The sequence below is a fragment of the Micromonospora sp. C95 genome (genome assembly GCF_018070465.1).
Taxonomy (GTDB): Bacteria; Actinomycetota; Actinomycetes; order Mycobacteriales; family Micromonosporaceae; genus Micromonospora.
Genome location: NZ_JAGPXT010000028.1, coordinates 1 through 19,807, shown reverse-complemented (window position 1 = coordinate 19,807; position 19,807 = coordinate 1). Strand labels below are relative to the sequence as shown.

Sequence of the window (19,807 nt, the reverse complement as noted above, 5' to 3'; positions counted from 1 at the left end):
GAGTTGCGCCGGCCGATCGGCAGGCGTCGAGCAGCGTCAGCTGGGCGAGATCAATCATTGGTCGCCTCCCAGAGCCCGACTTGGCCGTCGTCCGTCACCAGGAAGACGTCGATCCGCATGTTCCGGAGGGTGCCGGCAGTCTCCGACAGCTGCGACCGGTAGCGCGGCGCGTCCGGGAATGCCATAGCGACCTGGTCGCCGCTGTGCTTCTCGCGTAGCCGCAGCGCCTTCACCAATGCGTCGGCATACCAGTGTTTCGCCTGGAGCGTCGGCGGTGTCGGCTTTACCTCGCCGGCACGGCGCGGGTCGGCGTACGTCTTCGACGGGTAGCCCTTGACCTCGACGTGGAGGCGCTGCTCGGCCCGCTCGGCGACGACGTCGGTGCCTTGTTGCTTGGTCGCGGTGTCTGCCACCTGGAGCAGTTGCCAGCCCTGCTCCTCAAGCCAACGGCACAGGACCGCCTGGACATTGCCCTCCCAGTCCCAGCTGCGTTCCGAGTCCGGCACTGGGCGCGGCTGCGCCACCGGGCCAGCTGCATCCTGGTTGCGGAGCCGGTTGACGATGACGCCGCTGCTGCGGTCCCGCGTCAGGATGCCAACCGACTCCATCTGCCGGCACCGCTGGTTGATCTGCTGGTGCAGCTTGCCGATCGCGATGGCCAGCTCTGCGTCGGTCATTCCGCCAGGCTGTGCGCGTAGTCGGGTGACGATCTGCTCCTTCAGCGTCTGCTGGCTCACGACGGCTGCTCCCGGTAGGGAAACCGGCACTTCGCTCTGCTCATGCCGACCCCTTGAGGATCCGCAGCCGGTTACCGAAGAGCTGTTCTGCCTCGTCGAGCTGGACTCGCGCCCGCTCGGCCGCCTCGGCCCGCTGCGTGCGGTCAGCGTCGGCGTGCATCTCCAACTCGGCGCTTGCGGCCTTGATGACGATGGCCGGTTCAGTGGTTTCATGCCCGCCCGCGGCGCCGGGGATGTTGGCGGCGAAGCGCCAGAGCAGGCGTGCCACCGGGAGAGTCTGCTCGGGGAGACGGGCGGCCTGCTCCGCGACCTGGATGGCGGCGGTCAGGAAGTCGACCCGCGGGCTCAACGGCCCGACGATGCGCCGCTCCAGCGGCCATGTCGACACGGCGAGCAGACCTCGGGCGGGCGTCAGGTGCTCGGCGGTCAAGGCTGAGCAGAGGTAGTACGGCCGGGAGTGCCGTGCCGTCCGGAACGACCGCTCCTCGTCCCGGCGCAGGTGCGTCAGCTTGCCGGTGGCGAATGTGGTGCCAGCGACTCCGAGAAAGGCGTTTTGGACCTCGGTGATCAGCTTAGGTGCCGCTGAGGCGGAGAGCAGGGTGAGGGCATGGTGCACCTGGTCCCGCAGTGACACCAGCGGCGACTCCACCGAGGCAAGTTGCCCGTCGGCCTGCTTGGTCAGAACACCGAGGGCCTGCTCCCAGTCGCGCTCGGCGGCCCGCAGCTCGGCACGCAAGGCCGTTGCCTGAGCGCCATCGCGAGCCATCACAGCCCGCCGGACGGCAGCCCGCAGGGTGCCGATCCGACGTTCGATGTTGTCAATGGGCTCCGCCACGCCCAGCATGCTACAAGTTCCAGTCTTTTCCAGTAAAGCCCCAACTCGAATTTCATTGACGAGCGGAACATTACTTCGCCGAGCACCTGGAAGGGAGACCCGGACGGGTGATGACCACCCTCTGCTCGATCAGGTCTTCGACCTTTTGGCCGAGACGATGCAACAGCTGAGGTAGCCAGCGTTGATCGGAGATAGCAGAACTGTCCGGCATACGACAATCTTTGCCTCAGCTGTCGGACATGGGGTTCATTTCGCCCTGAATGCACGCCTGGCGGGCGCTTGAATGGATGCGAAGTCCCCGGCTCGCTGGCTAGAGTTTCGGCTCCGCACTTATCTACCCCTTAGGACAGACGTGGGAATTGTCGGCCAACCGAAGCCGACCCTGATCATGCATTTTACGCACGTCGACAACCTGCCGCGCATCCTGAAGGCCGGCCGGCTCTTCTCGGACAGCAGCGTGGGCCCGCAGTTGGCGGCCGACGTAGGCGCCGTGGAGATCAAGGCTCGCCGACGGCATCGGCCGGTCCCCTGCCCACCGGGCGGCTTCGTCGCCGACTACGTGCCGTTCTACTTCGCCCCACGTTCCCCCATGATGCACCGGATTGCGTGCGACCATCGGGACGGGAAGCCGGGCTGCTACCCGGGAGGGGACGACCCGCTCGTCTACCTGGTGAGCACGGTCGAGCGGGTTCATGCTGCCGGCCTCCGGTGGGTGGCGAGTGACGGCAACTGCGCCGTCGGACTCACCACCTTCTCGACCGAGGTAGATGAGCTGGCGGCTCTCGTCGACTGGTCTCTGTTGAAGGCGGAGATCTGGCGAAACATCCCCGAAGACATGGACCGGATGCGCCGACGAGCGGCCGAGTTCCTGGTGCATCGTGAGTTTCCACTCCACCTGCTCGTCGGTTACGTCGTACGGACGGCAGATCGACAGGAACAGGTGAGGCAGGTTTTCCGGGACGCTGGCATGATCGAGCCGTACGTCCGTGTCATACCGGACTGGTACTACGGGTACAAGCGGAGGGAGGTGCGTTGATGATCATCCTGAGTCATGGCAACCTACTGACCGCCGAGGCCGACGCGTTGGTCAACACCGTCAACACGGTCGGAGTGATGGGCAAGGGCATCGCTCTCCAGTTCAAGCGCGCCTACCCGGCCAACTACGCGGCCTACCGCGCGGCCTGCGCAAAGAATGAGGTCCGGCTGGGCCGGATGTTCGTGTTCGACTCAACCCGCCTCGGTTCCCGCAGATACGTGATCAATTTCCCCACCAAGGCCCACTGGCGGGCCAACTCGAAGCTATCCGACATCCAAGCCGGCCTCGCTGATCTCGTCCGCGTCGTGCGCGAACGGCAGATCACCTCGATAGCGGTGCCCGCCCTGGGCTGCGGTAACGGCGGGCTGGACTGGGACGAGGTCCGACCAGCTATCGAGCAGGCTTTCGCCGAGCTTCCCGAGGTGCAGGTGCTGCTCTTCCCACCGGAGGGGGCACCGGATCCGGCCGAAATGCCGGTAACCACCGAGAAGCCCTCGCTAACCCCCGGGCGAGCCACCATGCTGCGGGCCATTGACGGCTACCTGCAACGAGCACGGGCTCTCGAACCCCGCGACGGTGTCACCCTCCTGGAGATCCAAAAGATCGCCTACTTCCTCCAGGTCCTGGGGCAGCCGCTGCGTTTGGAGTTCGCTCGCGGTCGGTACGGCCCGTACGCCGAGAACCTCAACCATGTCCTCGACCGGTTGGAAGGGCACTACCTCACCGGCTTCGGCGACCGGTCGGCACGGGTCGAGGAACTCCAGCCGATCCGGCTCACCGCCGACGCCACCGAAGCGGTCGCAAGTTGGTGGGCGGCCCAGGGCTCGGCACCGCCCGACGCCCTGGAGCAGCTCTCCCTGCTGGTCGACGGCTTCGAGGCCCCCTACAGCCTTGAGTTGCTGGCCACCGTGCACTACGCGGCTACGCAGCATCCGCCGACCAGCGACCTCGCCGAGTTGACCGAGCGGGTTCGCAGTTGGAGTGGCCGCAAAGCACGCCTCTTCACACGCCCGCACATCAAGCTGGCCTATGACCGGCTACAGACCGCCGGCCTCCTACCTGCACTGAATCCGGCCTGATCGTCGCGGTGTCGAACCGGCAAAACCGTGAGATCAGCAGGAACAACAAGAAGTGGTTGGTTCGCGGGTGACGGATCTTGAGCGGGGTGTCTACGAGCATCTGGTCACGCGCGACCTGACCGACCGACTCCAGCGGGTTGACGCCACACTGATCCAACACGGGAAACTCGACCCCACCGACGCCCCTGATGCGCTCGCCGGTCACATCGCCACCTTGACCCACCGTGCCCTGCAAGCTGTCGGCGGCGACGACAGGCTCCACCGCCAGGTTGAGCTGACCAACCGCATCGCCGAAACGATCGCCGCGCTGAGCCCGCATGCCGCCACCATCGATGACCAGGTCACCGATGCCAAGCACCTTCTGCACGCCATCGCCGCCCCGCCCACCCCACCCGCGCAGCCCACCTTCCCGGTGCGCCCCACCACCCCGCTCTCGTCCGGTGCGTTGCTGGTCAACGGCCGTCACCAACCGCGCATCGGCCACGAGGTCACCCACGAGATGGCTTCCGCAGACCAGGTCGATCTGCTCTGCGCGTTCATCAAGTGGCATGGCCTGCGCATCATCGAGCCGGCCATCCGCGACCTGATCGAGCGTGGCGGCCGTCTCCGCGTCATCACCACGACATACCTCGGCGCGACAGACCAACGCGCCCTCGACCGGCTAGCCGAGTTGGGTGCCGAGATCAAGGTCTCCTACGAGACCAGGACCACTCGGCTGCACGCCAAGGCCTGGCTTTTCCGCCGCAGCAACGGCATGACCACCGCGTACGTCGGGTCGTCGAACCTGTCCAAGGCGGCGCTTGTCGACGGGCTGGAGTGGAACGTCAGGATCTCCAACGTCGAGCAGCCGTACGTCATCGACACGTTCACCGCCACGTTCGAGGACTACTGGCACGATCCGGCGTTCGAGGGTTACGAGCCGGGCCGGGACGGCGAGCGGCTGCGCACCGCGCTGCGCGGGGAGCGGCGCGACGAAGCGCCGACGGAGATCGCCAACCTGGATGTGCGGCCGTACCCGTACCAGGCAGAGGTGCTGGCCGACCTGGACGCCGAGCGGAAGGTGCACGGGCGCTGGCGGAACCTGGTGGTGATGGCCACCGGTACCGGCAAGACGGTGGTGGCGGCGCTCGACTACCGCCGGCTGCATCGGAAGAAGGCCGTCGACTCGTTGCTGTTCGTGGCGCATCAGGAGCAGATCCTGCGGCAGAGCCTGGCGACGTTCCGGCAGGTCATGGGGGACGGTAGCTTCGGCGAGACGCTCGTCGGGGGCCGGGAGCCGCAGCACTGGCGGCACGTCTTCGCCTCGATCCAGTCGCTGCACCGGCGGGAGATCGACCCCGAGGCGTACGACATGGTGATCGTCGACGAGTTCCATCACGCGGAAGCGCCGACGTACGCCAGACTCCTCACCCGACTGACGCCGCGCGTACTGCTGGGATTGACGGCGACGCCCGACCGCAGTGACGGCGGCGACGTGCGGCGGTGGTTCGATGGTCGCGCGGCCGTTGAGCTGCATCTGTGGGAGGCGTTGGAGCGGCAACTGCTCGCGCCGTTTCAGTATTTCGGGCTGCACGACGACGTCGACCTGTCGCAGCTTCGCTGGAAGCGCGGGCAGGGGTACGACCCGGCGGAGCTGGACGGCGTCTACACCGGCAACGACGCGCGGGCGCGGATGGTGCTGCGGGCGGTACGGGACAGCGTCGATGTCGACCGGATGCGGGCGCTCGGGTTCTGCGTGAGCATCGGGCACGCCGAGTTCATGGCTGACTGGTTCAGCAAGCATGGTGTGCCGTCGGCAGCGGTGACCTCCCGGACGGTGGATCGGCAAGCCCTGCTGAAAGACTTCAAGGACGGCACGCTCAAGGTGCTGTTCACCGTCGACCTGTTCAACGAGGGTGTCGACCTGCCGATGGTCGACACGATCCTGATGCTGCGGCCCACCGAGAGCGCCACGATCTTCCTTCAGCAGCTCGGCCGCGGCCTGCGCCTGGACGACGACAAGCCGTGCCTGACCGTGCTCGACTTCATCGGCGGGCAGCACGCCAACTTCCGCTTCGACCTCCGCTGGCGCGCTCTGACCGGCGTCAGCCGCCGAGCGATAACCGAGGCGGTACGCGACGACTTCCCGTCCCTGCCGAGCGGCTGCCACATCCAGCTCGACCGGGTGGCCAAGGACATCGTGCTGGCCAACCTGCGCTCGGCGATGCCGACCTCGAAGACCGGGCTGGTGAAGGAGCTGCGGCTGCTCGGGGACGTGAGCCTTGGCGAGTTCCTGCGCGAGGCCGGCGTGCAGATCGAGGACGTCTACCGGTCGGCGAGCATCGGCGGGTGGACCGGGCTGCGGCGGCTCGCCGGGCTGGAAGCCGCACCGGGCGGTGCGGACGACCGCGAGTTGGGTCGGGCCATCGGGCGGATGCTGCACCTGGACGACCCGGACCGGCTCGACCTGCTGGCCCGGGTGGCGGCCGGTGAGCGACCGGCGATCGGACGGCGCTGGGACATGCTGCACTTCGACCTGTGGGGAGCGAACGCGCCGCTGAGCCAGCGCGGGGAGCGGCTGACCCGACTCTGGGCCGAGCCGGCGCGCTGCGCGGAGCTGCGGCAGGTGGCCGAGGTGCTGCGCGAGCGGATCCACCGGGTGACGGTGCCGGTCGACGGGTTGCCGCTGAACGTGCACGCCCGGTACAGCCGCAACGAGGCGTGCGCTGCCTTCGGTATGCCGAACCCGGGATCACTGCGGGAAGGGGTGAAGTGGCTGCCGGACGCCAAGGCCGACATCTTCTTCGTCACCCTGGTCAAATCCGAGCAGCACTACTCCCCCACCACGATGTACGCCGACCGGGCCGTCACCGACACGCTGTTCCAGTGGGAGTCGCAGAGCACCACGTCATCGGCGTCAGCGACCGGGCAGCGCTACATCCACCACGTCTCACGCGGCTCCACCGTGCATCTGTTCGTACGGGAGACGAGGATCCCGGACCGCGACCTGGGCGCGCCGGCCTACCTGTACGCCGGCCCGATGACGTACCAGGAGCACACCGGCGACCATCCGATGCGGATCGTGTGGCGGCTACGCCACCCGCTACCCGCCGACATGTTCGCCGCCGCCCGCGCCATCGCCGCGTAAGCCTGTGTTGCTACGGAACCGGCACGACTTCTCTCACCAACGCCTGCATCCGAATGCGGTCTGCCGTGCTGGTAGACATCTGCTTCAGGCCGGCAGCTTGGGGCGCACCGAAGAAGCGGTGCAGTACCTCAGCGCCCTGACGGCCGGTAACGCTGCCCGGCCAGTTCCCGACCCGCAGCCCGGCCGCATAGGCCGCGTTGATGAGTCGCCACAGATCAACCGCGTCCTTCGCCGCGAATCGTCCCCGATAAGCGAGGGCCTTCAGACAGAGCGCTGAGGCCACGTCCGGCAGCATGACGCGCAGGCCGAGCGGCTCACCGCTGGTGAGCTGGACGTGGACGTCGAGTAACTCGGCAGGTCGATGCAGCGCAAGGACGAGGCCGGGCACCTCGTCGACCACCAGCTCACCGTGTCGTTGGTTGGGCACCAACGCACCCCGGTAGGACGGCGCAAGGATGTCGACCACCAGCGTCAGCGGCCCATGGGGATCTTCAACCTCACGCATGAAACGGTTGGCTGCCTCCCGAGATGTGTAGCCGCGCTCGACGAGTTCCGCTGGCAGGCGAGGGTCAGCGACGACGGTGGGCAGGGCGGCGAAGTCGGCGTCTGCCGTCTCGCGCAGTGGCACCTGTGCGGAGACGCCGTGCAGCGCGACAAGCAGGGTGACCATGTGACCGCCGACGATCCGGTGGTCGAGTTCGAGCGCGGTGGTGATCTCCGCGAGGTCGGCAAGGGTGAGAAATCCGGCGTCTGCGGCGCGGCTGGTCGAGACGAGCGAGACGGAACGCGGTGCCACTGGGGCTGGTCCGGTCACGCCGCGTGCCTCTGGTCATGGTGGCGTTGACGCAGCATGTTCCACACGCGCTGTGCCGCCTCTTCGTTGTCGGGGCCGGGCGAGCGCCGGACGTCCCAGAGGACCTGGAGCGGATCGACGAGTGGGAGGCCGGGTGCCGCCTTGCCGGGCGGCGGCCACAGGCCGGGATCCCTCGGCACCGTGAGTTCGAGCGTCGCCTCCTCATCGCCAGCGGGAACGAAGCCCACATCGGCCAGGTTCACGCCATTGCGGGCGTAGAGGATCGCGCGCGGCGGGGCACGCCATGGAGCGATAATGTCCGCCGCGACGTCGCCGGACACCACGACGCCAGCAGCATCTGTTTCCGCGACCAGTTCGACGACCGTCCGGGCCTGCTCAACCGCTGACGCCAGGCCGTACCAGTAGGTGCTGATGCCCCCCGGCCCCGGATAGGTCGACAGCCACCACAGGATCGCCTCGTCAAGATCCCGCACGACCCAGCCGCTCGGCGTGCGGCGCACGAGGTCTTTGTCAGTCAGTGCAGCCAGCGCCTGGGAGACCCGTGGTTGGGAGACGCCGACAAGGGCGGCCAGTTCCTGCTGGGTCGCGTACGGCTGTTGAATCAGCCGGCGGACCAGGGTGAAGGTGCCCCACGGGACCCGACCGCGCTTGGCAGTTCGCTTCACTGCCTCTGTTGGGGGCCGCAGCGTGACCCGTTCGCCGTCAAGGCGCAGTACACCCGTCACCTGCCGCTCGCCGTCGATCAGCCAGGACCAGCCGGCGGCCTCGACTGCTTCCCGCACTGCGACCGTCGCCGACGGGACGATGACCAGGCACGGTCCGGGGTGGCGGTCGATCGTCGTGGCGATGTCGCGCGGGGTCAGCGGAACCGGGGAGGCGATGACGGTCACCGTGACTCGGGCATCGACGTAGCCCAGCTCAGCCCGGTCGGCTCCGCGTGGCACGAGCGTGACCCCCGCTTCAGCCAGAGCGCGCCAGACGGACGACGATATAAGCATTACCCAACCCCCTTGGTTAATACTTATACACCCTGCTCACCTGCGTCTCCACCAAGTTGCAGTGGCGAGTTCGCAAGTATCGGTGCGTGCTAGGTCAGGCTGACGGAGCGGGCGAGTTTCACCGGTCGTCAGCCGCGCCGGCCGTCACCGCGCAGCGCCCGCAGCAGCTTCACCGCTGCTCGCGTGCGCTCGTACCGGACCTCATGCCCTTCCCGCCGCGACACGACGAGCCCGGCCCGGCCCAGCCGCCCCAGGTGGTACGAGACGGTGGCCGGGCTGATCCCGTGCCGCGCCGCCAGTTCGGTGGTGGTCAGCGGCGTACCCAGGTCGGTCAACAGAGCGGCCCGGCGCGCGCCGAGAAAGCCGGTCTCCTCGCTGGCCGGCGCGGGCAGCGACCACACCTGACCTCGCCCCCGCGCCGGATAGCCGACCATGATCAGGCCGGGTGCGCCCAGGTACACCGCTGGGCGGGGCAGGAACGCCGACGGGGTCAGGATGAGCCCGTGGGCCGCGTCGAGGGACAGGTCGGCGGGCGAGTCGAGGGTGAGCTGGCGGCCGTCCCAGGTCAGCCTCGGGTCGAGGGTACGGACGATGTCGGCGAGGCCGGTCCGGGTGGCCAGTGTGGCGCGGTGGCGGATGTCCTCGTCGAGCACCCGGTGCAGGGTCGGCCAAAGCTCGGCCTGGGTGTGTCGCCAAAAGCGGGCGAGCTGGTCGATAACCCGGGTGAGCAGCGCCGTCTCGCCGCGTCGGGCAAGGAACCGGGCGACCGTGGCCGGCAATGGTGGGCGGGGGTCGCGTCCGGTCGGGCTGCGTTCCAGCAGGGCTGGCGGGGGCGGGCCGATCCGGAACGCCGTCCGCAGCTGCCGGCGGACGTCCTCGGCGGTGGTCGCCGCCACGGCCGCGAGTTCCTCGTCGAAGGTGGGCTGGTAGCTGCCGGGCAGCGGGGACAGAAAATCCGGGATGTACGCGGCGGCCCCGTTGACCAGCGCGAACAGCACGTCGACCGAGCCCGGGTCGAGGGTACGCCGGGTCTGGCTCACCCAGCTGCGGGCGTACGGTGCCCGCTCGGGGTGGGCGAGCACCTCCAGAGCGTTTGTGACTTCCGTCAGCCGCGACAGCGCAAACCGTGACCGGACGAGCCGCTCCGCGTCGACGTGCAGAGTCAACACATCGCCAACATTAGAAGTCCCTCGAATCCTTGGCACCCGCCCTCGCCCCGCTGATCTCCTGACAACTACGGGGAAAGAGTCGCCTCCCGCCGCGGCGAGGGGACACCTTCCCCGAAGTTGCACACCCAGCCGGCCCTGCCACAGCGGCCGGCGTGGACTGGGAGAAGGGGATTTCTGTGTCGTACTCCGAAGGATTGGTGAGGCGGCGGGCGTTGCTGCTGGGGGCGGCGGCCGTGGGTGGCGGTGTCCTCGCCGCCCGGCCCGCACAGGCGCAAACCCGGCCCGCACAGGCGGAAGCCCGGCCTGCGCAGGGGAAGGCGAGGTCCGACTGCTCAAAGATCCGCTCGGTGGGCTGCTTCGAGGTGCTCGCGCTACGCGACGCTGCCGGCCCGTTCTTCCTCAACTACGACGACGCCTTCTCCGGGGCGTCGGGAAATGACTGGGCGGCGGCACGGCGCATCGACCCGGCCGCGTTCGGGCCGGACCGGACGTGGCACCTGGGCTTCCGCTGCTACGCCATTCGCCGTCCCGGCGACCGGTACACGCTTGTGGACACCGGTGTCGGGCCGGAGGGCAGCCCGGCCTCGGCCTGGGCGCCGGTGCCGGGCGCGCTGCCACAGGTGTTGGCCGGCAACGGGATCGATCTGCGGCGGGTGGACACGGTGGTGCTGACGCACCTGCACGAGGACCACGCCGGCTGGGCGGTCACGGCCGAGGGCGTGCCGATGTTCCCGCACGCACGGTACGTGGTGCAGCAGCGTGAACTCGACGCGCTGGAGGCGGGCGGCAGCGAGATGCTGGGGTACGTGGTGCGGCCGTTGCGCGCGGCGGGGCAACTGCACCCGGTGGACGGTCCGGTGGTGCTGAGCGGCGACCCGGCGAAGGCTGGCCGGCGTACCCTCGCCGGTCGACGTGGTGACCGCATCCGGGTGGTGCCCACTCCCGGCCATACCCCCGGACACCAGTCGGTGCTGGTGGAGGGTGGCCGTCACGACCAGGTGGTGATCACCGGCGATGTGCTCGTCCACGCCGTCCAGGTCGTCGACCCGGACGTGGCCTACCGGTACGAGGCGGATCAGGACGAGGCCCGGCTGACCCGCCGCAGCCTGCTCGACACGGCCCGGCGCGAGCGCGCGGTCCTCGCCACCGCGCACCTCAACCGCCCGTTCGTCGAACTCGACTGAATCGACGACCACCCGATCGGCGTCGCCGGAATACCCGGTCTCGAATTCCGCAAAAGGTGGTCGATCGACCCGTTCTTGCTGATCGATGGCGGTAGAGGGTTGCCTGATCGAGGGCGACGTGCACAGGATACGGGGACGCTCGATCAGCGTGCGTAGATCCACCGGTGCCTGGGCCACCCCGGGCCGGTGGTCTTCCACCTATGAGGAGGTTTCGTGGCACGACGCCGCTTCGCGGGGATAGCAGCCAGCGCCATCGTCCTACCGTTACTCGTCATCGCTCAGCCGACCGCCGCCTCGGCCACCCCGGAGGCCGCGACCGTCAAGCCGGTGCCGGCACCGGCCACCGGGCTGGCCAGCGATGTCCGGGAGCTGACCCGCAAGGACTTCACCTTCAACGGCCAGCGCCTGGAGGCGCCGACCCAGTACCAGCCGCGTACCCAGGCCCGGTCGACGGCTGCGGCGGCCGAGACGCCGCCGGTCGGCACGGTGCGGCAGTGGCTCGCGCTTGACGACTACCAGGGCATCATCTACCTGAAGGACTACACGCTGCGCGGCGTGGGCGACAACATCGAGGTGTGGGTCGCCAACGACACGGAGTTCCCGGAGGGTGACTGCCGCCGGCAGATCCCGAACTCCACGGTGGTCACCGACGAGCAGGTCGCGGGCCTGGTCAACGAGTTCGACACCAACATGTACCCGAAGTCGACCGCCGCGTTCAGCACCCCGCCGGAGCGGGACGGCAGCAACGCGCAGATCGACGGGGACTTCACCGGTGCCGGCAACCGGACGGTCACCCTCGTCGACAACGTACGCGACGACAACTTCTACGACTTCCCGGCCGCCCCCAGCTACATCGCCGGGTTCCACTTCTCGCTCTTCAACGAGCTGCTCGACCGCAACATCATGACTGTCGATGCGTTCGACTGGGCGCACCGCACCGGTGCGAACCCGCCGAACGAGCCGACCGACGACCTGTGCACCAGCCGGCCGGCCCGCCCGCAGCTGTACGAGGGCACGTTCATCCACGAGTGGCAGCACCTGGCGCACTACTACACCGACCCGTTCGAGACGACCTGGCTGAACGAGGGTCTCTCCGACTTCGTGCAGACGCTCGCCGGGTACGTCGACGCCACGGCCCGGGTCGACGAGCCGGGCACGGACAGCCACCTCTACTGCTTCCAGGGCTTCGGCATCGTCCAGACGGACTACAACACGAATCCACGGGACTGCGGTGGCCCGGAGAACTCGATAAACCTGTGGAACGAGGGCAGCACGTCGAGTGGGGTGCTGGCCGACTACGGCAACGTCTACTCGTTCGTGCTGTTCCTCTACGACCGCTACGGCCTGGACTTCATCTCGCGGCTGCACCGCGACGGTGAGCTGCAGGGCTTCGCCAGCCTTGAGGCTGCGCTGAAGGCCGAGGGCGTCAAGGACATGTACAAGGTGATCCACGACTACCAGACGATGAACCTGGTGGACCGGATCGTCGGCAACTCCAGGCTGGGCATCATGCTCGGGGTGGACAAGCGCCGGGTCACCACGGCCAGCCTCGACGCCACCGTTAACCTGGCCAACCCCGCCTCGTACGCGGCCGGCGGCGCGGCACCCAACGGCGCCGACTACGTCACGTTGCAGAAGGCCAACGGCAAGCCGCTGGGCCTGGGCGACCTGCGTTCGATCAAGTTCCAGGGCGCGAAGACGCTGCCGCCGGTCCCGCTGGCCTGGCAGGTCGTCAGCGACGACCCGGATCGCAGCGGAAACCCGGTGCTGTGGTCCGGCAACGGCAACAGCCTGGACGTCGCGGCGGTCACCCCGGTGACCGTGCCGGCCGCCGACCCGACGCTTACCTTCCTGGCGAAGTACGGTGCCGAGGCCGGCTACGACTACGGCTACGTGAGCGTCTCCACGGACGGCGGCGAGACCTACACCGTCATCCCCGGTGAGGAGACCGTCGCCGGTCCGCTCGGCCCGGCGCTGAACGGCACCACCGACGGCTTCCAGCCGCACTCGTTCGACCTGTCCGCGTACGCCGGGCAGGACGTGCTGGTCAGCTTCCGGTACGTCAGCGACGGCGGGGTCAACGAGGGCGGTCTGCTGATCGACGACATCGCGGTCGGCGGCACGCTGGTCAGCGACGGTTCGAGCCTGGAGCCGTTCGACTCGCCGTCGGAGATCAACCCGACGCCGGTGGCGAACTGGAACGTCCGCTTCGTCGGCATCAACGAGAAGCTGAAGCTGGCCTACCAGGTGGAGGTCGACGGCAAGTCCAACTTCACCCTCGGTCTGATCCAGACGGCGCTGCTGTCCGCCTTCCCGAAGGTGGTCGCCATCGTCGCCTACGACGAGCCGACCGAGCAGGTCACCCAGTACGCCCCGTACACCCTCAGGGTGAACAACGTGGCGCAGCCCGGCGGCACTCCGCTGAGCTGACCTGAGCAGGAACTCCCGGTGCCGCCCGGCGCGGCACCGGGAGTTCTCTGTTTTCGCCGGGCGAAGCTGCCGGATCCGGCGACGCGGCCCGGCGGCGGTCCCTAGCCTGACGGGCAGGGGCATCGTCGGGGCGAGCAGCGGGGGACACCATGACCAACGCGATAGGTGACGCACTTGATGGCGTACAGGAGGTCGAGTTGACCGTGACCGGCCGCAGGAGCGGGCGGCAGATCACCCATCCGGTGTGGTTCGTGCAGGAGGACGACAACGTCTTCCTGGTACCGGTGACCGGCTCGGACAGTCAGTGGTACAAGAACGTCCAGCAGACCCCGATGGTCCAGTTGGCCGTCGACGGCACCTCGTTGAGTTCGAGCGCCACCCCGATCACCGAGGCCGACCAGGTCGACCACGTCGTGGCGATGTTCCGCGACAAGTACGGTGCCGACCAGATCGCCTCGTTCTACCCGAAACACGACGTCGCCGTCCAGGTCCCCCTCGGGTAGCTGTCGCAGATCCGGGTTACCTTGCCGCGATGGAGCAGCGTCTCAGTCTGATCACGCTCGGCGTGACCGACCTGGCCCGGTCCCGCGAGTTCTACCGTCAGCTCGGCTGGCAGGGCCAGGAGGTCGAGCAGACCGTCTTCTTCCAGGCCGGCGGGCTCGCCGTGGTGCTGTGGGCGCGCCGGTCGCTGGCCGAGGACGCCGGCGTCGAGGACCGGGACGCGGGCGGGTTCGCCGGGGTCGCGCTGGCACACAACGTACGTGAGCGCGCCGAGGTGGATCAGCTGATGACCGCCGCCGCCCAGGCCGGGGCCGCGGTCACCCGACCGGCCCGCGACACGTCCTACGGCGGGTACGCCGGCTACTTCACCGACCCGGACGGTCACCTCTGGGAGATCGCCTGGAATCCGGGCTTCCCGATCGCCGCGGACGGCACGATCACCGTCCCCGACTTCGGCACACCCTGACAAGACGGCGACCCGGCGACATGTCACAGCGACATGAATACGTCCGTGTGCCAGGGATCAGCGGCGGCCGACGCCGACAGGGTCAGCGCTGACTGCGTCGGCGTGGCATGCTCTGCACGCCATTTAGGTGATCGAGGTGTCGTTGTGGAGCTACGCAGGAATCGACGTTCGCTGGCGCTCGGGGTGCTGCTGCTCGCGTTCGGGGTGTCCCTCCTGCTGGGCTCGCCCGGGATGGGCGCATCGATCTTCGCCGGAGCCGCGCTGCTGACGGGTGGTTGGATCACCGCTCGGTCGCTGCGACCGTTCCGATTCCGGATCGGCCCCGACGGGCTGGACCTGAGGGTCGCCGGGCTCAACCGGTTGGTGTCGTGGGCCGAGATCGACACGATCGTTTTGGGGCAACCCGCACGGGCAGCGGCCGCGGGACCGGCTGCTCCGTCGTTGCTGCTGGTCCCGGGCGTCGGGTCGACAATCGACCGTCCGCTCGTCGGGCGGAGCCCGGTCGACGACCGACCTGCCCTGGTACTGCTCAACCTCGCCGACGTGCGGGAGTCCGCGGACGAGGTGGCCGCCGAGTTGACCCGGATCAGCGGTGGTCGCTTCACCGACGCCCGGCGCAATCGAGCCGAGCTCCGGGAGGGCCAGCCGGAAACGGTCTCCGAGCCGGTCTTCGACACGGTGCTGCGCGGCTATTTCAAGAACATGGTGGACGACCTGGTCCGGCGGGGCCTGGACGCGCTCGCCTCGGGGACGGCGGCGCAGCGTCAGGCGGTCAGGGCGGAGCTGGATCCCACGACGCTCACCGTCGCGCTGCGCGGCTACGACATGGGGCAGGTCGACGCCTACCTGGAACGGCTCTCCGCCGCGCTCGCCAACGAGCCGGAGCGGCCCGCAGAGTAGCCGGCGCAGTCGCAGCTACCGCACGCGGGCGGGGCGGGCGAGGGTCAGCAGCATCAGGAGCGAGGCGGCGGCTGCGGCGCTGAGCACCACGGCCATCGGAATCGCGCTGCCTGCTCCGCCGAGCCCGACAAGTGGGGCGGCGCTGGCCGCGACCACGGCCTGGATGCCGCCGAGCAGCGCCGCGGCGGTGCCGGCGTGAGCAGCGTGCCGGTCCAGGGCGAGGGCGGTGCCGTTGGGCATCACCAGGCCGAGCGAGCCGAGGAAGACGAAGAGGGCGGCGACGACCAGGGGCAGGTTGTCCAGCAGCGCCCCGACGAGCACGCCGAGGGCGGCGAGCAGGCCGAGGGCAAGGCCACTGACCAGCAGCGGGCGTGGGTCGTGGCGGTCGAGCAGGCGGGCGTTGAGCTGACCGACGGCGACGAAGGCGAGCGCATTGGCGCCGAAGACCAGGCTGAACGTGCCGGCGGAGAGACCGAAGACGTCCTGGAGGACGAACGACGAACCGGAGAGGTAGGCGAAGAGTCCGGCGAAGGCGAGACCCTGGGTCAGCGCGTACCCGAGATAGACGCGGTCGGCGAGCAGCGCGCGCCCGGCGGCGGCGGTCGCGGCCAGGCCACCGGTGCTGCGTCGGGTGGCGGGCAGGGTCTCCGGTAGCCGCAGCGCGACGGCGGTGGCGAGCAGGGCACCCACCAGGGCGAGGGCGACGAAGATGGTGCGCCAGTCGCCGACGTTGAGCACCAGGCTGCCGAGGGCGGGAGCGACCATCGGCGCGATGCCGAAGATCAGGACGAGTCGGGAGAAGTACTTCGCCGCGGCCCGGCCGGAGTACAGGTCACGCACCACGGCGCGGGCGACGACCGTGCCCATGCCGCCGGCGAAGCCCTGGGCGAAGCGGGCCACCGCGAGCGTCTCCGCCGACGGCGCGAGAGCGCAGACCAGCGACAACAGGGCGTACGCGGCGACGCCGACAAGCACCGGGCGGCGCCGGCCCCAGCGATCGCTGAGCGGGCCGGTGACGAGTTGACCCAGGGCCATGCCGATCAGGCAGGTGGTCAAAGAGAGCTGGATCTGTGCCTGGCTGGCCGCCAGGTCGCGGGTCATCCCGGGAAACGCCGGCAGGTAGGTGTCAAGCGACAGCGGGCCGATCGCGGTGAGGGAGCCGAGCAGCACCAGCAGTGCGAGCGCGGCGCGGCCGGCGGGTGGGGTGATCCGCTCCGGCGGGCGTACGGGCACGTCGGTCTGCGGCATCGGTGGTCCCCTCGGCGGTCGGCGCCGCCACGGCGTGGCCGGCTGCCGGGGGCGTCCGGCTACGATAGCTCTGCCTACAGAGGTGTTGCAGCGTGGAGGGGCGGCACTGTGACCGACGAAACGCTCGACCAGCTCGGCGACGCGCTCAGCGACCTGCACCGGGTACTCCGCCGCCGGGCCCTCCAGCGGACCGGCCGGGCCGCCCTGCCGGACGCGCAGGTCGAGGTGCTGCGGCTGGTGCAGCGTCAGCCCGGGATCAGCGTCCGGGAGGCCGCCGCGCGTCTGGGCACCGCCGCGAACACGGTGAGCACCCTGGTCGGCGAGCTGACCACCGCCGGTCTGCTGCGCCGGGACCGGGATCCGGCCGACCGGCGTACCGTCCGGTTGGCGTTGACCGAGGTGGCGTACGAACGCATCGCCGCCTACGGGCAGTACCGCCGCGAGCTGCTCGCCGCCGCCCTGGCCGACCTCGACGCGACCGACCGGGAGCGGCTGCGCGCCGCCGTGCCCGCCCTGTCCCGCCTGGCCGACCGCGCCGCCGAGCTGCCCTGACCGCCGTTCCCCGGGCGGTCCGGGGCGGGTGCAGCCGCAAGCCCGATCAGCGCCTCGCTCTGATCACCTCGTACAGGGCGGTCCAGTCCTGGTCGCCGTGTCCGGCCGCGACCGTCCGCTGGTAGTGCGAGCTGACCGCCTTCGGCAGCTCGGCGTCGACGCCGGCTGCTTCGCTGGTCCGCAGGATGTGCTCGGCCGTGGCGCCCATCATCCGTGCCGTGCTCAGGCCACCCGGGTGCTCGCCGGCCTCCAGCGCGTGCGCCAGCTCCAGCCCGTCGCCGACCATCGCCGGGATGTCGGTCAGGGTGGTCAGCGCGCCGGGCAGGAACTCGGCCGCTGGTACGCCCGCCGCGGTGACGAGTGCGGTGGCGTGCAGCAGGCTCGACAGGCAGGTCAGGAAGACGTCAAGGTGTGCCTGGTAGAACAGTTGCGCCAACCCCGGATCGGCGCCCAGGTACCTCGGTTCGCCGATGATCCGCAGCACCGGCTCGCCGCGGTCGTACGCCTCGCGGGCTCCGCTGTAGAAGACGTACGCATCGCCGGTGCCGATCATGGGTGCGGGCACCATCACCCCGCCGGTCACGAACCGTGCGCCGTGACCGGCGGCCCACTCGGCCGCCTGTCGCGAGGTGTCGGGGGTGTCGGAGCTGAGGTTGACCAGGGTGCGGTCGGCCAGGGCCCCGGGCTCGCCGGCCAGCGGGCCGAGGATGTCGTACATCGCCGGGTAGTCGGTGAGGCTGAGGATTGTCAGTTCGCTGGCGGCGACGGCGTCGGCAGGCGTAGGCGCGAGGGTGGCTCCCCGGGTGACCAGGGTGTCGGCCCGGCTCGGGGTGCGGTTCCACAGGGTGACCGGATGTCCGGCGCGCATCAGGGCGGCGGCCATCGCCTGCCCCATCGGCCCGAGACCGATGACCGTGACCGACCGGAGATCGTTGTTCATCGGACACTCCTCAGTTCCTCGAACATGCGGGCGGTGCCGTGCTCCCCGAACCCGGCGGCGAGCTGCCGACGGACCATGTCGTGCACCGGCTTGAGCACCCCGTCGGTGACGCCCTGACCGGTGCTGGCCCGCATCACCGTGCTGAGGGCCGTCTCGGTGAACCGCAGGCTCTGCTGGCCCGGCCCGAGGTAGTCCTGCTCGTCGATGGTCGCGGCGAAGCCGGCCAGTTGCTCGGTCATCGCGGCGAGGAACGGCGCCTGCCGCCGGACGAATTCGCCGGCCGGCACCCCCTCGGAGCCGACCATCGCCGCGCCGTGCAGGAAGCCGGCGAACATCGCGTACATGCCGGCGAGCATCGCTGTGTCGTAGAGCGCCGCCATGCCCGCGTCCGGCCCGAGGTAGCTGCTCTCGCCCCACAGGTCGAGCAGTTGTCGGTGCTGCGCGAAGCCCTCCGGCGATCCGCTGTAGAAGATCGCCGACCCGGGGCCGCCGATCGTCTCCGGGACGGCCATGATCGCACCGTCGAGGAGGTCGATGCCCCGCTCACCGGCCCAGCGGGCGAGGTCACGGGACTGGTTCGGCGTCGTGGTGGTCAGGTTGATCACCGTACGACCGGACAGGCCGGTCGCCACGGGTTCGAGCACCTCGCGTACGGAGGTGGCGTCGAAGAGGCAGACGACGACCGTACGCGTACCGGAGATCGCCTCCTCGACGCGGTCGGCGATGGTGGCGCCGCGTGCTCCGAGGCTCTGGGCCCGGTGGCCGGTGCGGTTCCAACCGACGACCCGGTGGCCGCCGTCCAACGCCGCTGTCGCGAGCGCGCCGCCCATCGTGCCCAGTCCCAGGAAGGTGGTGCTGACGGTCATTCCGATGGTCCCCTGCCTTGTCCGGTGATCTGACGGGCGCGCCGATCACCATGGTTGGCGACCACAATCAGGCGGGCAAGTACCCACTATTTTGTTCAATACTTACCTCAAGGTGAGTATTGAAGATCGAGGGAGGCGGATCCATGGCATCGAGTGAGAGGTGCGGTCCGTACATCTGCGGGATCGACGCGGCGATGGACGTGGTGTCCGGAAAGTGGAAGTCGCTGATCCTGTGGGAGCTGGACAACTACGGCACCCGGCGATTCGGTGAGCTGAAACGGGGCCTGCCCGGAGTCAGCGAGAAGATGCTCATCCAGCACCTGCGGGAGATGGAGCAGGACGGTCTGGTCCACCGCGAGGTCTACCGCGAGGTCCCACCCAAAGTGGAGTACTCCCTGACCGAGCACGGCCGGTCCCTCAACGAGGCGCTCGGGCCCTTGGGCGAGTGGGGGCAGCGCCGCGCCGAGCGCCTGGCCGCCGAGACCCCCACCGCCTCCGCCTGACCGTGCCCCCCGTCACCCGCCGGCCAGGTCCGCCCACCACCCAGCACCTCGCGCCCTCACCCCCGTCACCACCCGGCAACTTCGGGGAAAGTGCGGCGTCACCCCCGCCACCACCCAGCAACTTCGGGGAAAGTGCGGCCTCACCCCCGCCACCACCCAACAACTGTCTCTTATACACAACTGACGCTGCCGACGACCATATCTGTGTAGATCTCGGTGGTCGCCGTATCATTAAAAACGGGGGGGGGGGGGGGGGGGGGGGGGGGGGGGGGGGGGGGGGGGGGGGGGGGGGGGTGGGGGGGGGGGGGGGGGGGGGGGGGGGGGGGGGGGGGGGGGGGGGGGGGGGGGGGGGGGGGGGGGGGGGGGGGGGGGGGGGGGGGGGGGGGGGGGGGGGGGGGGGGGGGGGGGGGGGGGGGGGGGGG

General features: G+C 69.5%; 18 protein-coding genes. 10 read left to right on the top strand and 8 right to left on the bottom strand.

The window, feature by feature from the left end; translation table 11 throughout:
• Positions 1-50: 50 nt before the first annotated feature.
• Together KBX00_RS24275 and KBX00_RS24270 are read right to left on the bottom strand one after the other, a co-directional pair.
• Positions 51-737, bottom strand: coding sequence for a hypothetical protein (locus tag KBX00_RS24275; protein ID WP_210830372.1), 687 nt, complete (start codon positions 735-737; stop codon positions 51-53).
• A gap of 40 nt (positions 738-777) precedes the next feature.
• A complete protein-coding gene (locus KBX00_RS24270; protein WP_374225359.1) occupies positions 778-1,581 on the bottom strand; it encodes a hypothetical protein in 804 nt (267 codons plus the stop codon).
• Positions 1,582-1,855: 274 nt separating this feature from the next.
• Here KBX00_RS24270 and KBX00_RS24265 point away from each other — a divergent pair, with 274 nt between their 5' ends.
• The 3 genes from KBX00_RS24265 to KBX00_RS24255 all read left to right on the top strand — a co-directional run bounded on the left by KBX00_RS24265 (position 1,856) and on the right by KBX00_RS24255 (position 6,814).
• Positions 1,856-2,608 (top strand): DUF4433 domain-containing protein, encoded by a 753-nt coding sequence (locus KBX00_RS24265; protein WP_210830370.1) that lies wholly within the window; start codon positions 1,856-1,858, stop codon positions 2,606-2,608.
• The gene (locus tag KBX00_RS24260; protein WP_210830369.1) at positions 2,608-3,687 is read left to right on the top strand and encodes a macro domain-containing protein; all 1,080 of its coding nucleotides are present in this window, start codon (positions 2,608-2,610) and stop codon (positions 3,685-3,687) included. Before KBX00_RS24265 ends, KBX00_RS24260 begins: the two co-directional genes overlap by 1 nt.
• A 67-nt stretch (positions 3,688-3,754) precedes the next feature.
• Positions 3,755-6,814: a DUF3427 domain-containing protein gene (locus KBX00_RS24255; RefSeq protein ID WP_210830368.1), complete on the top strand. Its 3,060-nt coding sequence runs from the start codon at positions 3,755-3,757 to the stop codon at positions 6,812-6,814.
• A gap of 10 nt (positions 6,815-6,824) precedes the next feature.
• Here the strand turns inward: KBX00_RS24255 and KBX00_RS24250 are convergent, their stop codons facing one another.
• The 3 genes from KBX00_RS24250 to KBX00_RS24240 form a co-directional block, all read right to left on the bottom strand.
• A complete protein-coding gene (locus tag KBX00_RS24250; protein WP_210830367.1) occupies positions 6,825-7,610 on the bottom strand; it encodes a hypothetical protein in 786 nt (261 codons plus the stop codon).
• 14 nt (positions 7,611-7,624) lie between these two features.
• Positions 7,625-8,518: a MarR family transcriptional regulator gene (locus KBX00_RS24245; protein ID WP_210830366.1), complete on the bottom strand. Its 894-nt coding sequence runs from the start codon at positions 8,516-8,518 to the stop codon at positions 7,625-7,627.
• 236 nt (positions 8,519-8,754) lie between these two features.
• Positions 8,755-9,795 (bottom strand): helix-turn-helix domain-containing protein, encoded by a 1,041-nt coding sequence (locus KBX00_RS24240; protein ID WP_210830365.1) that lies wholly within the window; start codon positions 9,793-9,795, stop codon positions 8,755-8,757.
• A 347-nt stretch (positions 9,796-10,142) separates the two neighbouring features.
• Between KBX00_RS24240 and KBX00_RS24235 the strand changes: the two genes are divergently transcribed.
• From KBX00_RS24235 to KBX00_RS29730, 5 genes are all read left to right on the top strand, one after another.
• On the top strand, positions 10,143-10,979 hold the full coding sequence (locus KBX00_RS24235; RefSeq protein ID WP_210830364.1) for an MBL fold metallo-hydrolase: 837 nt from the start codon (positions 10,143-10,145) through the stop codon (positions 10,977-10,979).
• A 213-nt stretch (positions 10,980-11,192) separates the two neighbouring features.
• Positions 11,193-13,409 (top strand): choice-of-anchor J domain-containing protein, encoded by a 2,217-nt coding sequence (locus tag KBX00_RS24230; protein WP_307869065.1) that lies wholly within the window; start codon positions 11,193-11,195, stop codon positions 13,407-13,409.
• Positions 13,410-13,558: 149 nt separating this feature from the next.
• The gene (locus KBX00_RS24225) at positions 13,559-13,912 is read left to right on the top strand and encodes a nitroreductase/quinone reductase family protein (protein WP_210830363.1); all 354 of its coding nucleotides are present in this window, start codon (positions 13,559-13,561) and stop codon (positions 13,910-13,912) included.
• Between the two features lie 29 nt (positions 13,913-13,941).
• Complete coding sequence (locus KBX00_RS24220) at positions 13,942-14,376, top strand: VOC family protein (RefSeq protein WP_210830362.1); 435 nt, start codon at positions 13,942-13,944, stop codon at positions 14,374-14,376.
• Between the two features lie 144 nt (positions 14,377-14,520).
• Entirely contained in the window at positions 14,521-15,276 is a 756-nt protein-coding gene (locus KBX00_RS29730) for a DivIVA domain-containing protein (RefSeq protein ID WP_210830361.1), read from the top strand.
• 15 nt (positions 15,277-15,291) lie between these two features.
• Here KBX00_RS29730 and KBX00_RS24210 read toward each other — a convergent pair whose 3' ends face one another.
• Positions 15,292-16,524 carry a multidrug effflux MFS transporter gene (locus tag KBX00_RS24210; RefSeq protein ID WP_210830360.1) on the bottom strand — a complete coding sequence of 411 codons (1,233 nt, stop codon included), beginning with the start codon at positions 16,522-16,524 and terminating at the stop codon, positions 15,292-15,294.
• A 108-nt stretch (positions 16,525-16,632) separates the two neighbouring features.
• On the opposite strand from KBX00_RS24210, the gene KBX00_RS24205 reads away from it, so the two are divergent.
• Entirely contained in the window at positions 16,633-17,076 is a 444-nt protein-coding gene (locus KBX00_RS24205; protein ID WP_210830359.1) for a winged helix-turn-helix domain-containing protein, read from the top strand.
• Between the two features lie 46 nt (positions 17,077-17,122).
• Here the strand turns inward: KBX00_RS24205 and KBX00_RS24200 are convergent, their stop codons facing one another.
• Positions 17,123-18,016: an NAD(P)-dependent oxidoreductase gene (locus KBX00_RS24200; RefSeq protein WP_210830358.1), complete on the bottom strand. Its 894-nt coding sequence runs from the start codon at positions 18,014-18,016 to the stop codon at positions 17,123-17,125.
• Positions 18,013-18,882 carry an NAD(P)-dependent oxidoreductase gene (locus KBX00_RS24195; protein ID WP_210830357.1) on the bottom strand — a complete coding sequence of 290 codons (870 nt, stop codon included), beginning with the start codon at positions 18,880-18,882 and terminating at the stop codon, positions 18,013-18,015. Before KBX00_RS24195 ends, KBX00_RS24200 begins: the two co-directional genes overlap by 4 nt.
• Positions 18,883-19,025: 143 nt before the next feature.
• Here KBX00_RS24195 and KBX00_RS24190 point away from each other — a divergent pair, with 143 nt between their 5' ends.
• Positions 19,026-19,385, top strand: a complete 360-nt coding sequence (locus tag KBX00_RS24190; protein ID WP_210830356.1) for a helix-turn-helix domain-containing protein — start codon at positions 19,026-19,028, stop codon at positions 19,383-19,385.
• The last annotated feature ends 422 nt before the right edge of the window (positions 19,386-19,807 follow it).